Annotated in this window: 15 protein-coding genes and 1 tRNA gene; 4 read left to right on the top strand and 12 right to left on the bottom strand. The window is 66.5% G+C overall.

The features are described from left to right. On the top strand, nucleotides 1–429 hold a 429-nt coding region (locus GTP90_RS32535; protein ID WP_161087396.1), incomplete at its 5' end, for a response regulator. 172 nt (nucleotides 430–601) lie between these two features. Then, nucleotides 602–2,242: a methyl-accepting chemotaxis protein gene (locus GTP90_RS32530; protein ID WP_161087395.1), complete on the top strand. Its 1,641-nt coding sequence runs from the start codon at nucleotides 602–604 to the stop codon at nucleotides 2,240–2,242. Between the two features lie 106 nt (nucleotides 2,243–2,348). On the opposite strand, the gene GTP90_RS32525 is transcribed toward GTP90_RS32530, so the two are convergent. Beyond that, nucleotides 2,349–2,422: transfer RNA gene (locus GTP90_RS32525), tRNA-Gly, on the bottom strand. Between the two features lie 111 nt (nucleotides 2,423–2,533). Further along, nucleotides 2,534–2,887 (bottom strand): energy transducer TonB, encoded by a 354-nt coding sequence (locus GTP90_RS32520; RefSeq protein ID WP_161087394.1) that lies wholly within the window; start codon nucleotides 2,885–2,887, stop codon nucleotides 2,534–2,536. Nucleotides 2,888–3,145: 258 nt separating this feature from the next. Here GTP90_RS32520 and GTP90_RS32515 point away from each other — a divergent pair, with 258 nt between their 5' ends. Together GTP90_RS32515 and GTP90_RS32510 are read left to right on the top strand one after the other, a co-directional pair. After that, nucleotides 3,146–4,669 carry an SLC13 family permease gene (locus tag GTP90_RS32515; protein WP_161087393.1) on the top strand — a complete coding sequence of 508 codons (1,524 nt, stop codon included), beginning with the start codon at nucleotides 3,146–3,148 and terminating at the stop codon, nucleotides 4,667–4,669. Between the two features lie 22 nt (nucleotides 4,670–4,691). Then, the gene (locus GTP90_RS32510) at nucleotides 4,692–7,082 is read left to right on the top strand and encodes a hypothetical protein (protein WP_161087392.1); all 2,391 of its coding nucleotides are present in this window, start codon (nucleotides 4,692–4,694) and stop codon (nucleotides 7,080–7,082) included. On the opposite strand, the gene GTP90_RS32505 is transcribed toward GTP90_RS32510, so the two are convergent. The 10 genes from GTP90_RS32505 to GTP90_RS32460 all read right to left on the bottom strand — a co-directional run. Continuing rightward, nucleotides 7,079–7,498, bottom strand: coding sequence for a DUF6916 family protein (locus tag GTP90_RS32505; protein WP_161087391.1), 420 nt, complete (start codon nucleotides 7,496–7,498; stop codon nucleotides 7,079–7,081). The two genes, GTP90_RS32510 and GTP90_RS32505, sit on opposite strands and share 4 nt — an antisense overlap. 19 nt (nucleotides 7,499–7,517) lie before the next feature. Next, nucleotides 7,518–8,042 carry a phage tail protein gene (locus GTP90_RS32500; RefSeq protein ID WP_161087390.1) on the bottom strand — a complete coding sequence of 175 codons (525 nt, stop codon included), beginning with the start codon at nucleotides 8,040–8,042 and terminating at the stop codon, nucleotides 7,518–7,520. A gap of 9 nt (nucleotides 8,043–8,051) precedes the next feature. Continuing rightward, nucleotides 8,052–8,591, bottom strand: a complete 540-nt coding sequence (locus GTP90_RS32495; protein ID WP_175048326.1) for a phage tail protein — start codon at nucleotides 8,589–8,591, stop codon at nucleotides 8,052–8,054. A 23-nt stretch (nucleotides 8,592–8,614) separates the two neighbouring features. After that, a complete protein-coding gene (locus tag GTP90_RS32490; protein ID WP_161087389.1) occupies nucleotides 8,615–9,127 on the bottom strand; it encodes a phage tail protein in 513 nt (170 codons plus the stop codon). Between the two features lie 96 nt (nucleotides 9,128–9,223). Next, complete coding sequence (locus GTP90_RS32485) at nucleotides 9,224–9,820, bottom strand: PEP-CTERM sorting domain-containing protein (protein WP_175048325.1); 597 nt, start codon at nucleotides 9,818–9,820, stop codon at nucleotides 9,224–9,226. 157 nt (nucleotides 9,821–9,977) lie between these two features. Then, the gene (locus GTP90_RS32480) at nucleotides 9,978–11,075 is read right to left on the bottom strand and encodes an SMP-30/gluconolactonase/LRE family protein (RefSeq protein WP_254452155.1); all 1,098 of its coding nucleotides are present in this window, start codon (nucleotides 11,073–11,075) and stop codon (nucleotides 9,978–9,980) included. 55 nt (nucleotides 11,076–11,130) lie between these two features. Beyond that, nucleotides 11,131–11,793 carry a DUF799 domain-containing protein gene (locus tag GTP90_RS32475; RefSeq protein ID WP_161087388.1) on the bottom strand — a complete coding sequence of 221 codons (663 nt, stop codon included), beginning with the start codon at nucleotides 11,791–11,793 and terminating at the stop codon, nucleotides 11,131–11,133. A 1-nt stretch (nucleotide 11,794) separates the two neighbouring features. Continuing rightward, nucleotides 11,795–12,151 carry a DUF4810 domain-containing protein gene (locus GTP90_RS32470; protein ID WP_161087397.1) on the bottom strand — a complete coding sequence of 119 codons (357 nt, stop codon included), beginning with the start codon at nucleotides 12,149–12,151 and terminating at the stop codon, nucleotides 11,795–11,797. A gap of 20 nt (nucleotides 12,152–12,171) precedes the next feature. Beyond that, nucleotides 12,172–12,846: a CsgG/HfaB family protein gene (locus GTP90_RS32465; RefSeq protein WP_161087387.1), complete on the bottom strand. Its 675-nt coding sequence runs from the start codon at nucleotides 12,844–12,846 to the stop codon at nucleotides 12,172–12,174. A gap of 93 nt (nucleotides 12,847–12,939) precedes the next feature. Then, nucleotides 12,940–13,389 (bottom strand): LysR substrate-binding domain-containing protein (locus tag GTP90_RS32460; RefSeq protein WP_254452153.1); only part of this gene is annotated, 450 nt, incomplete at its 5' end.

Genomic DNA, 13,389 nt, shown 5'->3' with positions numbered 1-13,389 from the left:
CCGCCCGCGCCGCTGCGGCCGCTGTCGCTGCGGGTGCTGCTGATCGACGACGACGCCATCGTCTGCGCCAGCATGCAGCGCCTGCTGCAGGCCTGGGGCTGCGTCTGCCAGGTGGCCGACGGCACCGGCCAGGCGCTGGCGCTGGCGCCGGCGCTGCGGCCCGAGCTGATCATCAGCGACTACCGGCTGCGCGACCAGCAGACCGGCGCCGGGGCGATCGCCGCGCTGCGCCAGCAGGCCGGCCGTTCGGTGCCGGCGCTGCTGATCACCGGCGACACCGCGCCGGCCCGGCTGCGCGAGGCGCGCAACAGCGGCGTGCCGCTGCTACACAAGCCGGTGGCGCCGGCCCAGCTGTACCACATGCTGGCCGACATCGCCGCCACGCTGGCGCCGGAACCGGCGGAAAACAACAGCGGTGAGAATGTGTGAGAATTCTCTTGCCGTTGAGAAATACCTGTTTTACACTTGCATCACCGCCTCACCGGCCCCCCCTCCCCCGGGGCCACCATCCCCCTGCCGGCCATATCTCCGCCGGAAACGCATAGTCGCTGCGATCACGGCCCGTGCCGGCCAGCGCTAGTTCAGTCTACGGAGAAGCATAATGAATTTGCTCAATAACCTAAAAATCGGCAACCGCCTGGGCCTGGGTTTCACCCTCGTGATCGCGCTGCTGGTGGCCACCGCCGTGATCGGCGTCACCCGCATCCACGGCATCAACGCCAACACCGACATCATCGTGCACGACCGCTACGCCAAGGTCGCGCTGGCGCAGAGCATCGAGAACGAAGTCAACCGCCAGACCCGGGCGCTGCGCACCGCGCTGATCGCCGGCGACAACGAAGAGGTCGCCGCCAGCGAACTGGCCAAGGTGGCCGCCTCGGTGCCGATCATCACGGCCGCCATCGACAAGCTGCAACCCATCATCCACACCGAGAAGGGCAAGGCCGCGCTGCAGGCGCTGATCGCCGCGCGCGCCACCTTCAAGGACCACGAGCACCATATGATCGAGCTGATCAAGACCAAGCAGGCCGACGCCGCGCGCGACTACCTGATCAAGGACATCCTGCCGCCGCAAACGGCCTACCTGCAGGCGATCGAAGCGTTTTCCGCCACCCAGGTGGGGGGTATGGAGCAGTTCGCCGCCGAGGCGAGCGCGCTGGCCGACAGCGGCGCCCTGCTGATGACCGTGTTCGCCGTGCTGGCCACGCTGCTGGCGGTGGCCACCGGCTGGCTGCTGACGCGCTCCATTGTCCAGCCGCTGGCCCAGGCGCTGCGCGTGGCCCGCACCGTCGCCTCCGGCGACCTGAGCACCCGCTTCGGCCCGTGCGCCAAGGACGAGGCCGGCCAGCTGCTGCAGGCCCTGCACGAGATGAACGACAGCCTCAAGCACATCGTCGGCCAGGTGCGCGCCGGCACCGAGACCATCGCCAGCGCGTCAAGCCAGATCGCCACCGGCAACCAGGACCTGTCCTCGCGCACCGAGCAGCAGGCCGGCGCGCTGGAGGAGACCGCCTCGTCGATGGAAGAGATCACCGCCACCGTGCGCGAAAACGGCAGCAACGCCCGCCAGGCCAACCAGCTGGCGGTGTCGGCGTCGGACGTGGCGATCAAGGGCGGCGCCGTGGTCGGCCAGGTGATCGACACCATGGGCGCCATCCACGCCTCGGCGCGCAAGATCGTCGACATCATCGGCGTGATCGACGGCATCGCCTTCCAGACCAACATCCTGGCCTTGAACGCGGCGGTGGAGGCGGCGCGGGCTGGCGAGCAGGGCCGCGGCTTCGCGGTGGTGGCCACCGAGGTGCGCAACCTGGCCCACCGGTCGGCCTCGGCCGCCAAGGAAATCAAGACGCTGATCGGCGACTCGGTCGAGCAGGTGGAGCGCGGCAGCGAGCTGGTCAACAATGCCGGCGCCACGATGGACGAGATCGTCGTCAGCGTCAAACGCGTGACCGACATCATGGCCAACATCGCCTCCGCCACCCAGGAGCAGGACACCGGCATCGAGCAGGTCAACCAGGCCATCACCGAGATGGACACCGTGACCCAGCAGAACGCCGCGCTGGTGGAGGAAGCGGCCGCTGCAGCCGAATCGCTGCAGAACCAGGCCGGCACGCTGGCGCAGCTGGTCAGCACGTTCAAGCTGGACGGCGATCACGGGGCGGCTGCGCTGCACCTGGTCGCCAGCGCGCAGGCCACGGCCAGGCAAGCCGCCAGCGCGCGGCGCCTGGCGCTGGCTTGATGAATCAGTGAAAAGCAGCGGGCCGGCGGCAGCTCACGCAGCTGGTGTCGGCAATCGCTTGTGGCGAGGAACGTAAAGGCATGGCACCGGAATGCGGTGAGGTGACTGGAGCGGGTGAAGGGAATCGAACCCTCGTCGTAAGCTTGGGAAGCTTCTGCTCTACCATTGAGCTACACCCGCGTTGGCAGCATTCTACGCGGGATTGCACACCATTGACAATGTTATGACAAGGTTACAGGGCGAAGCGCTTGCTGCTTCGCCCTGTATCACATCCGGCAACCCGCCCATGCATCAGTTGAGAACCCAGGTATATCGCACATTCACCCAGCCCTGGGCGATGTCGCTGTCCTTGGCGACCGGCTTGAACTTGCATTTAACGCTGGCGCGCAGCGATGCCTTGTCCAGCGTCGCGTAGCCGCTGGACTCGACCAGCTTCGCGTCCGTCACGGTGCCGTCCGGGGACACCAGCAGCTTCACCTTGACGTCGCCTTGTGGCTCCTCATCGCGCCAGGCGGACGAATAGTCCGGCGCAGCGCACGTCTCCTTGTCGAACCGGCTCAGGATATCGCCGGCCGAGGCCACACCCGATACCAGGCTCAACACCAGAGCCGACGCCACCGCGCTTGCAGAAATTTTAGTGAACATAAATCCTCCGAGTCAAAAATGATGGGGTGAAATCGTTTGCAGCGGTTCGAATATACTGCGCCGCAGCATATTTTTATAATTTATTGTTGAACTATCTTTCATTTGAAAATCATATAACTCGTGGCCGGCCGCCTTGCCGGAATCCACATATCAATATGATTTTATATACGTGTCCTCAATGAACCGTCGCTGCTACGCTCTTGGCTTATCGACAATTGGGGGAACAATGACGACCAATCTCACCACACGGGGACGCCCATGAGCGGCGAACTCACCCAAGCGCGCACGCCCTGGGCGCCCGCCTTCCAATGGCGCGCCCTGCTGCGCCCGCACACCGCCGGCCGCGCGTCGGCCAAGGCCTTGACCGGCTTCATCTGCGCCTGGCTGGCGCTGGCGGCGATCCATCTGCTGATGCCGGTGCCGGCCGGCCTGACGGTCGCCGGCAAGGCCACGCTGGCGATCATGGCGTGGGCCGCCATCATCTGGATCTTCGAGGCGCTGCCGGTGGCCGTCTCGGGCCTGCTGATCCCGGCGCTGCTGGTGCTGACCCAGGCCGTCACGCCGATGGCCAAGGCGGCCAACGGCTTCACCAATCCGGTCGTGTTCCTGTGCCTGGTCGCCTTCCTCTTCTCCGCCATCATGCAGTGCGCCGGACTGGACCGCCGGATCGCGCTCGGCCTGCTCGACAAGATCAAGGTCAAGACCGTCAACGGCGTGATCTGGACCATGTTCGGCGTCAACCTGGTGCTGTCGTTCGTGGTGCCGGCGGCCAATGCGCGCGCGGCCACGCTGCTGCCGGTGATTAACGGCTTGACCAGGCTGTTCGGCGATACCGAACAGGAGCGCAACGCCGCCAAGGCCATCGTCATCCAGTCGCTGGTGTATGGCTCCATGATCAGCGGCATGTGCATCCTGACCGCGCACCTGCCCAACCTGGTCCTGACCGGCTTGTTCAGCAGCGAGCTGCACATCCGCATTTCCTACCTCGACTGGTTCAAGCTGCAATGGCCTTACCTGGGCATGTTCGTGCTGACCCAGTGGTGGGTGCAATACTATTTCCGCACCCGCCGCACCGCCATTCCTGGCGGGCTGGAAACCATCCGCGAAGAACAACGCAAGCTGCCGCCTGCGGGCAAGCAGGACTGGTCCATCCTGCTGGTGTTCGGCCTGGTGGCGCTGCTGTGGGCCACCGAGCAGTGGCACAAGATCCCGACCGAGAACATCGCCCTGCTGGGACTGGCGCTGGTGTTCACGCCCGGCCTCATCCAGATCAAATGGAAGGACATCCAGGACCGCACCATCTGGGGCACCGTGTTCCTGCTGGCCGGCGCGCTGTCGATCTCGTCGGCGATCAGCAGCACCGGGCTGGCGCAATGGCTGGCCGGCCAGATCCACGCCATCGCGCAGGGACATCCGTGGTGGGGCATCCTGCTGATCGTCATGGTCGGCACGCACGTGATCCGGCTCGGCATGTTGTCCAATGTGGCGGCGGTCACCATGCTGGCGCCCATTTTGCTGGCGCTGGCGCCCAAGCTGGGCCTGCATCCGATCGCCTTCACCATGCTGGTGGCCGACACCGACAGCTTCGCCTACCTGCTGCCGACGCAGATCACCGCCGCCGTGATCGCCTACAGCAGCGGCACCTTCAGCACCAGCGACTACGCCAAGGTCGGCATCGTCTCGGTGCTGATCGCGATTGCCTACGGCATCCTGGTGATGGCGCCGTGGTACGCCTTCCTCGGCATTCCGCTGTGGGACGCCACCGCGCCCTGGCCGTTTTAAATTCCATCACGGAGCACTAGACATGAGCAAGCAAGAGAACACGGCAGCAGAGCACTACAGCGCGCTGCGCGAGAAGCTGGGCCCGCACCACGCGCCCGAAGGTCTGTATGTGCGGAACAAGAACCTGCCCTTCGTCGGCCGCGTGCAGTGCAACGTCGCGCGCCTGGAGAGCGGCAGCTGGAACGAGATCGTGCTCGACTACGAAGTGGGCGCGGCCGGCCTGGCCGACGGCGGCTGGTTCAAGGCCACGTTCAAATTCTATTCCGACTGGGCGCTGTTCCAGAGCAGCGATCCGGCCGCCGCGAACTACATCAGCGCCGAGTATCACGCCGGTCCGCTGCAGCCCGGCCAGAGCCCGGCCACGGTGCAATCGCTGAGCATCCGCTTCGACCAGAAAGGCCACGAGCGGCCGTTCCAGAAGGCGCTGATCGTCGACGTGGTCGACGGTTACCTGAACGCGGGCGACCACATCGTGATCCGCCTGGGCGACCGGCGCGGCGGCGGCCCAGGCACGCGGGTGCAGACCTTCGTCGAGGATAATTTCCGCTTCCGCTGCTACGTCGATCCGCTGGGCACCTCGCGCTTTGTCGCGGTGCCGGGCGACGTGGTGATCGACATCGCCGCCGGCGCGCCGGCGCGGCTGCTGGTGAACGGCCCGCGCTTCGCGCATCCGGGCCAGGCGCTGCCGTTCCGCATCTCCGTGCTGGACCGCTGGGGCAACGCCTGCAAGGACAGCGGCGGCACGCTGCGCCTGCGCGCCTACGCCGGCGCGCGCCAGGTGTACGAGCGCGAGCATGCGCTGCCTGAAGCCGGCTGGTCCAGCATCGGCATCGACGACCTGCCGAGCGACTTCCCGCAACTGCGGCTGGTGGCCGAGCTGCGCGGCGTGCCGCAGGCCGAAGCGCTGGTCACGCTCGACCCCGCCCTGCCGGCGCCGCGCGCCTTCTACGCCGACCTGCACGTGCACGCCAGCGACACGGTCGGCACCAACAGCCCGGCCTACAACGCCGCCTACGCGCGCGACATCGGCGGCATCGACGTGCTGGGCTACACCGCCAACGACTTCCAGATCACCGACGAGAACTGGCAGCTGGGCGTGCGCACGGTGGAGGAGTTCAACCAGCCCGGCAGCTTCGTCTGCTATCCGGTCCAGGAATGGTGCGGCAGTTCGACCGCGGGCGGCGACCACAACGTGGTGTTCCTGGACGATGCGCCGCCCGACTTCCCCTACAACCAGCAGGGCGAACACAACCGGACCTTGGTCTGGAACGAGGACATGAAAGGCAGCGCGGTGCAGCTGGGCCGCTGGCCGGTCGAGGAACTGTGGGCCGCCTACGTGGAGGACGCCGAGCACCGCCTGATCATGCCCCACGTCGGCGGACGGCGCTACATCCCGGACTGGCACCATCCCGAACTGGAGCGGCTGGTGGAGATCGCGTCGAGCTGGGGCCACTTCGGCTGGCTGTACCAGGACGTGATCGCGCGCGGCTACCAGCTCGGCGTGGCGGCCAGCGGCGACGAGCATCGCGGCCGTCCCGGCGGCGGCCCGCCCGGCACCCAGGTGTTCGGCGTGCACGGCGGCCTGACCGGCGTGATCGCCGACCATCTGGACCGCCGCACCATCGGCCGCGCCCTGCGCGCGCGCCACACCTGGGCCACCACCGGCGAGCACACGGCGCTGCTGGTGCGCTGCGGCGACTACCTGCAGGGCGACGTGGTGCCGCAGCACGGACCGGCCAAGCTTGATTACCGCTTTCTCGGCCAGGCCGGATGGGAAGAGATCGCCGCGTACGACCACAACGGCCTGGTCTGGCAGCGCAACCTGCATGAGGAAGCCGGCTATTCGGACCGCCTGATCCGCCTGCGCTGGGGCGGCGCGCGCATCCCGGACCGCTACCGCTGGGCGGTCTGGCAGGGCCGCATCACCATCCTCAACGGCACCATCAACCGCTTCCAGTCGCAGGGTTTTGAACATGGCGAGGAAGTGTGCCGCCGCGACGGGCCGACCGACATCGTCTTCCGCAGCGACACCTACGGCGACGCCGACAGCGTGGAGATCGACATCAGCAACCTGCGCCACTGCACCATCAAGGTGGAAGGCAGCATCGGCAGCTACGTCAAGGTGGGCGATCCGCTCAAGCCGAATCCGTTCGTGCACAAGCCGCGGTTCAGCTGGGAGATCAGCGGCGCGGAGCTGCTGGCGGCGGGCGGCCTCAAGCTCGACCTGGGCGGCACGGAATTGTTCCTGGCGCTGGAGCGGCTGACGGAACAAGCGCTGCCGACCGACCTGTCCGGATCGATCGAGATCGCGCCGGACAATGCCGCCTTCGGCCACCGCCCGGTGTATTTCCACGGACGGCAGCGCGACGACAGCAAGGTCTGGTCCTCGGCGGTCTTCTTGAAGTTCGACTAGTTCAGCAGGTTGAAGTCGGCGCGGTAGTAATTGCCTTCCGGCCCGCTGCCGGCCAGTTGCAGATACATGGTCTGCTTGCCGATGCCGGTGTGCTCGACTTCATACGCGCCGCTGGCCAGCGACTGGCTGGCCGGCACCGCGAAGGTCAGCGAAAACTGGTCGCCGCGCGCCGCCTCGAAACGGCGCTTGACGTTCAACAGCGTCATCGCCACGCCCCGGTTGCCCGGATACACATTGAAGCGCTCCTGCAACAGCGGCAGGTAGGCCGCGCTGCCGGCCAGCGCAGGCGCGGGCACGGGCGCGGCGCCAACGCTGGCGACGCCCGCCGATTTAGCCTTGCCCAGTTCGGCCGCGCCGCACAGGCCGCTGCCGCCCAGCAGGCCGCCGGTGGCTAATACAAAGGTTCGCCGTTCCATGATGATTCCTTCTCGATGATTAGCTGCGCGGCGGGAAGATGCCCTGCAACGCGATAATGAAATTCAGTTCCAGGTAGGGCTGCACATTGTTGTGCGCCTGTCCGCCGCCGGTCGACGCAGACAGCACGGCGCCGCCCATCGGATGCAGCGGCGCCGGGCCGATATACGGCGGCGTCGGCGAAACCGCCACCGCCAGCGTGTTGCCGTTCGGGCTGGTGGTGGTGGCTTGCGAGCCGGACGCCAGCATCTGGTGGCCGTGCGCCGGCGTCTGCGCGCCGTTCACGGTGACGGTGGCGGCGCCGCCCGTCTCACCCTGGTAGCGTTCGGTCAAGCCGGCGCCCTGGCCGGCGCGCATGGGCGCGCGCTGGCGCAGGTTGGGCAGCGCGAAGGTGCTCTTGCCGTCGCCGCCGTACTGCGTGCCCAGCAGCGAGAACAACGCGGTGTTCTGCGCGATCGGCAAAATCTGGCCATCGCAGGTGGCCCAGCCGGTGGGTGCGAAATTGCCGGCGAAGAGGCGAATTTCCGCAACAAAGGGATCTGCCATGGTGTCTCCTCAGGATTGGGATGGATAAATGCCGAACAGCGAGATGATGAACTGCACCGCCAGGAAGGGGGCCATATTGTCGTGCGGCTGGCTGTCGCCGCCGACGCCGATGGTGCCGGCGCCCATCAACAGATTCGGGCCCGCCGTGCCGTACAGCTTGGGCTTGGCCGGCGGCGCGGCCGGCACCCAGCTGCTGCCGTCGGTGATGTTGATCGCGCTGGCGGCAGGCGGCGGCGCGGCGGTGCTGGCGCTGACCCGGTGGTTGTGCGGCGGGATCTGCGCGGTGGTCAGGGTCACCTGCTCCACCCCGCCCTTTTCGCCGATCTGGTACGAGGTCCCCGCCAGCGTGCCGACGTGGACCGGCACCCGTCCGGTCATGTCGGGCAAGGCGAAGGTCTCCTGGCCGTCGCCGCCGTAGGTGGTGCCGATCAGGTTGAACAAGGTGTCGTATTCCGAGATCGGCAACAGCGATCCGTCGCAGAACGCCCATCCGACCGGGGCGAAGTTCCCCGCGAACATACGAATTTCACCAATATATGGCATGGACATGGATGTCTCCTGAAACGGTACGCTTAATTGTACGAAGGGAAAATGCCGACCAGCGCGATGCCGAACATGCTGGTGGCGTAGGGCTGGCGGTTTTCATGCGGCTGGCCGCCGCCGACGTTGCCGACGCTGCTCGCCGCCAGCGCGGCGCTGCCGTCGTAGCCGTGGAAGACGTTGGCGCCGCCGGCCGGGATCGAGCACAGGTAGTTGCCGCTGGGGCTGGTGGAACGCAGCACATTGGGATCGGTCTGGTTGACCGCCTGCATCGCGTGCGTATGCTGCGGCAGTTCCTGCGCCGTCAGCGTATGCATGGCCTCGCCGCCGCGCGCGCCCGGCTGGTGGTTATGCATGGGCATGCGCCCGCGCATGTCGGGCAGCGCGAAGTTGGTCTGGCCGTTGCCGCCATACGTGGTGCCCAGGATGGCAAACAGCGCCTGGTTCTGGTTGATCGGCAAAAGCTGCCCGTCACAACGCGCCCAGCCCTTGGGAATGTAGTTGAAACTGAACATGCGGATTTCGCCCAAAAATGGTTCAGACATGGTCGCTCCTGATGGCAAGAGATGGCCGCACCGGTGCGGCCGGGCGGCGGATGGAAAACGCGCCGTCGCACGACGGCGTCCAGGCAAGGGGAAGTGTCAGCCGCGTCGGCGGCGCTGGGCACGGCTGGCCAGCAGCAGCCCGCCCAGGCCCAGCGACAGCATCAGCGCGGACGACGGTTCGGGCACGGCGGTCATCACCAGCGAGACGTTGTCGAGTTCGGTATAGTCGTACAGGTTGCGGTTGGAGAACTGCAACCAGGTCGACGCCTTGTCGGTGCTCAGGTTGTTGATGACGTAGTGGGTCCAGTCGCCGCTGGTGTTGGTCTGGTGCCAGACCACGGCGCCGTTGAACAGCACTTGGGAATCGTTGACCGCCGGCGTCACGCCGTTCGACGTGTCGAAGCGCAGCAGGTCGAATTCCAGCGTGTATTTGTAGCCGGCGTGGGTGGCGATTTGCTGGCCCAGCAGGCCGGCGCTGTCGGAGTTGCCGTCCCAGAATACCCGGTTGAACAGGTTGGACAGGGGGCTGCCGGAATAGTCGTATCCGACCCATTGCAGCGAGGTATCGCCGCCCTGGGTCCAGGCCGCCAGCGACGCTTGAGCGAAATCGCCATCGGCCACCAGGTTGGCGGCAAAGGCGGACGGGGCGCCGAACGCGGCGGCGCACAGCAAGACGGGCAATAACTTACGCATGGCTAACCTTCAAAAAGAATTGAGGATATGGCGAGCAACAGTCCGCGTATTTTACTGCAATAATTTCAACAAATTGCCATTATGATAGCGACAGGCAAAAAATATTGCCGAAACGTTGTTTTTTGTCGAAACAATAATTGCATGAGCATATTGACAATCACTTTTCAGCGTTCATCCAGCCCAGGCTGCCGCTGGTGACGTTGTGGAGGTACAGGCGCCCGGCCGCCTCGGTGACGCCGGTGGTGACCGGCGCGGCGCCGCTCGGATCCTGCAGGTCGGCGACGATGCGGCCGTCGCCGGTGAACGCCACCACATGGCCGTAGGGCTTGGGCTCGGGCCACAGCGCGCGCGGCACGCGCAGCATCAGCTTGCGCAGCCAGGGCTTGTCGGCCATCTTGTCGAGGTCGTTGCGCTGGCCGGACAGGCCCAGCCAGATGCGGCCATCGGCGCCGCGCACCAGATTGTCCGGATAGCCGGGCAGGTTATCGAGCAGCACCTGCGCCTGCGGCGTGGCCACGCGCACGTCCAGCCCCGCCGCGTCGACGGCGATTTTCCAGACCCGGTACTTGCCGGTTTCGCTCACATACAGCCAGCACTGGTCCTCGCTCAGCAGCACGCCGTTGGCAAAGCTCAGGCCGCCGGCCAGCACGCGCGTGGCCTGGCTGGCCGGATCGTATTCCAGCACGCGCCCGGTCGACGATTGCTCCAGCACGTCCAGCATGGCCGCGCCCATGGTGTCGCGCCGCACCGGCGCGAAGCGCTGCGAGGCGTCGCTGAAGTAGATCTTGCCGTTGGCCGCGACCGCCACGCCGTCGGCGAAGCGGATCGGGTCGCCGCCGACCTTGTCGGCCAGCACGCGCACGCCGCGGTCCGGCGCCACCGACAGCAAGCCCTTGACGGCGTCCGCCACGATCAGGTTGCCGGCGGCGTCGAAGTCCAGGCCGAGCGGGCGGCCGCCGGTGTCGGCATAGGTTTCCAGCGCCGAGCCGTCGGCCTGCATGCGCAGGATCTTGCCGCTGGCGACGCCGGTGTACAGCTTGCCGTCCGGGCCGGCCAGCACATGCTCGGGCCCGACCTCCCCGCCCAGCGCAATCTGGCGCAGGCCAGACAGGCGCTGGTTGACCGCGTGGATGCCGGTGTAGCCGGGCGGCGCGGGCGCGGTCCAGCTGACCGGCACGATGGGCACCGGCCACAGGCTGAGATAGGCGGCGGCAAGCAATGCTGCAAACATGGAGACCCTGGCGATTTTTTTCATGATGCCTCTAGTCTACGCAGACCGGGGGCCGGATGGCAAATCGCCAGGCGGGGGATCACTGCTTCAGGTAGTTTTCCGAACGCGGACCGTACAGCAAGCCGTTCGAGCCGCCGGCCGACAGCAGGCGCGCGCTGGCCACGCCGGCCACCGGATGCGAGGCGTCGGTGGTGCTGTTGATGATCTGCTTGACCGCGGCCGCCACCAGTGCGCCGATCAGGCCGCCGCCACTGTTGTTGCCGCCTTCGTTGTTGGAGGCGGACGCGGTGCCGGTCCACAGCACGTTGCCGGTCTTCAGGTCGACCAGCTTGGCCTGTGCGCTCACCGTCACCACACTGTTGACCACGGTGTAGCTGGCGCCGTAGTTGGTGATGGTCACGTACATCGCGGCGTCGGCGCCGAATATCTCGCTGAGCTTTTTCGCGTCGACCGCGTGGATGTCGGCCGGGCTGGTCAGGCCGTTCTGCTTGAAGGTCTCGCTCACCAGCGCCACCGGCAGCACGTAGTAGCCGGCCTCGGCCAGCGGATACGTCACTTGCGCGTAGAAGCTGTTGCCGGCGTTGACCTCCGGCGAATTGTTCAGCGGCGGCAGCACCACGATCGAGCGCGGCTTGGCGGCCTTGAAGGCGGTGTAGTCATACGGCGCCTTGGGCGTGGCGCAGCCGACGATCAGCGCGGCCGGCAGCAGGCACACGGCCAGTTTCAGGAAACGGTTCAGCATATCAGTTCGCACCCTTATTCATTTTCGCCAGCAGGAAGTCCATATACGTCGCCGATTCCGGGAACAGTTTTTTCTCGTCCTCGAACTGCGCCACGACCTGGTCCGGCTTGCCGGAGATCGAGTACAGCATGCCCAGGTGGGCATGGAAGCCGGGCGGCGCCGACTTGCCCTTGGCGCTCATGGTCTGCAGGTCCTTCTCCAGCGCGGCAATCTGCTGGTCCGGGCTCTCGCCCTTCAGGTGCTGGTACACCTGCGGCTGATAGCCTTCCCAGCCGTACATGGTTTTCGGCGCCGAGGCGCAACCGGTCAGCGCCACGCCGGCGGCCAGCGCCAGCATCAGGCCGGCGCTTTTGATCATCTTGTTCATGGCAGTCCCTGTTATTTGCGGTTCATCACGCCAGCGTCGACGCCGGCCACCAGGTGGTCCACCGCCTCGCGCACGGCCAGGTCCAGCACCTTGCCGTTGAGCGTGGCGTCGTAGCTGGCGGTGCCGCCAAAGCCCAGCACCTCGCGGTTGGACAGGCTGTACTCGCCCGCGCCCTGGCTGGAATACACCACTTCCGAGGTGGCGATGTTGACCACGTTGAGCGTGACCTTGGCGTACGCCACCTGGGTCTTGCCGCGGCCCATGATGCCGAACAGCTGGTGGTCGCCCACTTCCTTGCGGCCGAACTCGGTCACGTCGCCGGTGATGATGAAATCGGCGCCCTTGATGTTCTGGCTTTGTTTCTTGAACTCGGCTTCCTGCTTGGTTTCCGACAGGTTGTCGCGGTCCAGCACGTTGAAGCGGTTGGTCTGCTGCAGGTGCGAGATCAGGATGGTCTTGGACTGGCTGCCGAGGCGGTCGACGCCGTCCGAGAAGATGCCGCGCATGAAGCTGGAGCGGTTGTCGAACTTGCCGACCGCGACCAGGGTGCGGGCGCCGGTGTATGGACGCGCGGCGCTGGCCACGGTCGGCACGGCCAGTGCCTGCGAGCTTTCGGTGGCGCAGCCGGACAAGGTGGCGGCAATGATGGCGGCGGCCAGGACGGCGCCGGAAGTGCGAATATTCATAAGGACCCTGAAGTTATATTTTTTATTTTGCAAAATTAGTTATTTGCAAGAAATTTCCTAGTGGCAAGTATAGGAGATTATTGCGCCGATAATCTATCCAATAGTCACAGCGTTGCGCGCCAGTGCCGGATGGGCCGCGATGGCCTGCAGCACGATGTCGTGCAGCCGCAGCGCCGGCGCGCTCAGCTCGTCCATGCCGCGATGCAGGCGCAGGCCGATCACCGGCAGCGGCGGCAGGCCGGGTTGCTCCAGCGCGCGCAGCCCGGACGGCAGGCCCAGCGGCGTGCGCACCGTCACGCCCAGCCCGGCCGCGACCGCCGCCCACACGCCGCCCAGGCTGGGGCTGCTGAAAGCGATGCGCCACGGAATGCCGGCCCGGTCCAGCGCCTGCAGCGCGGCCGAGCGCATCGTGCACGGCGCCGCCATCATCACCAGCGGCAGCGGTTCGCCGTGACCGCTCCAGGCCGGCCAGGCGCCGCCATCGGCCGCGCCTATCCAGCGCATCGGCATGCGCGCCAGCTCCGTGGCCCGGGCCTCGGCCGG

It is taken from the genome of Duganella vulcania (genome assembly GCF_009857655.1).
Classification (GTDB): Bacteria; Pseudomonadota; Gammaproteobacteria; order Burkholderiales; family Burkholderiaceae_D; genus Rugamonas; species Rugamonas vulcania.
The sequence above is the reverse complement of the archived record's forward strand: the minus strand, read 5'-3'. Positions and strand labels throughout refer to the sequence as shown.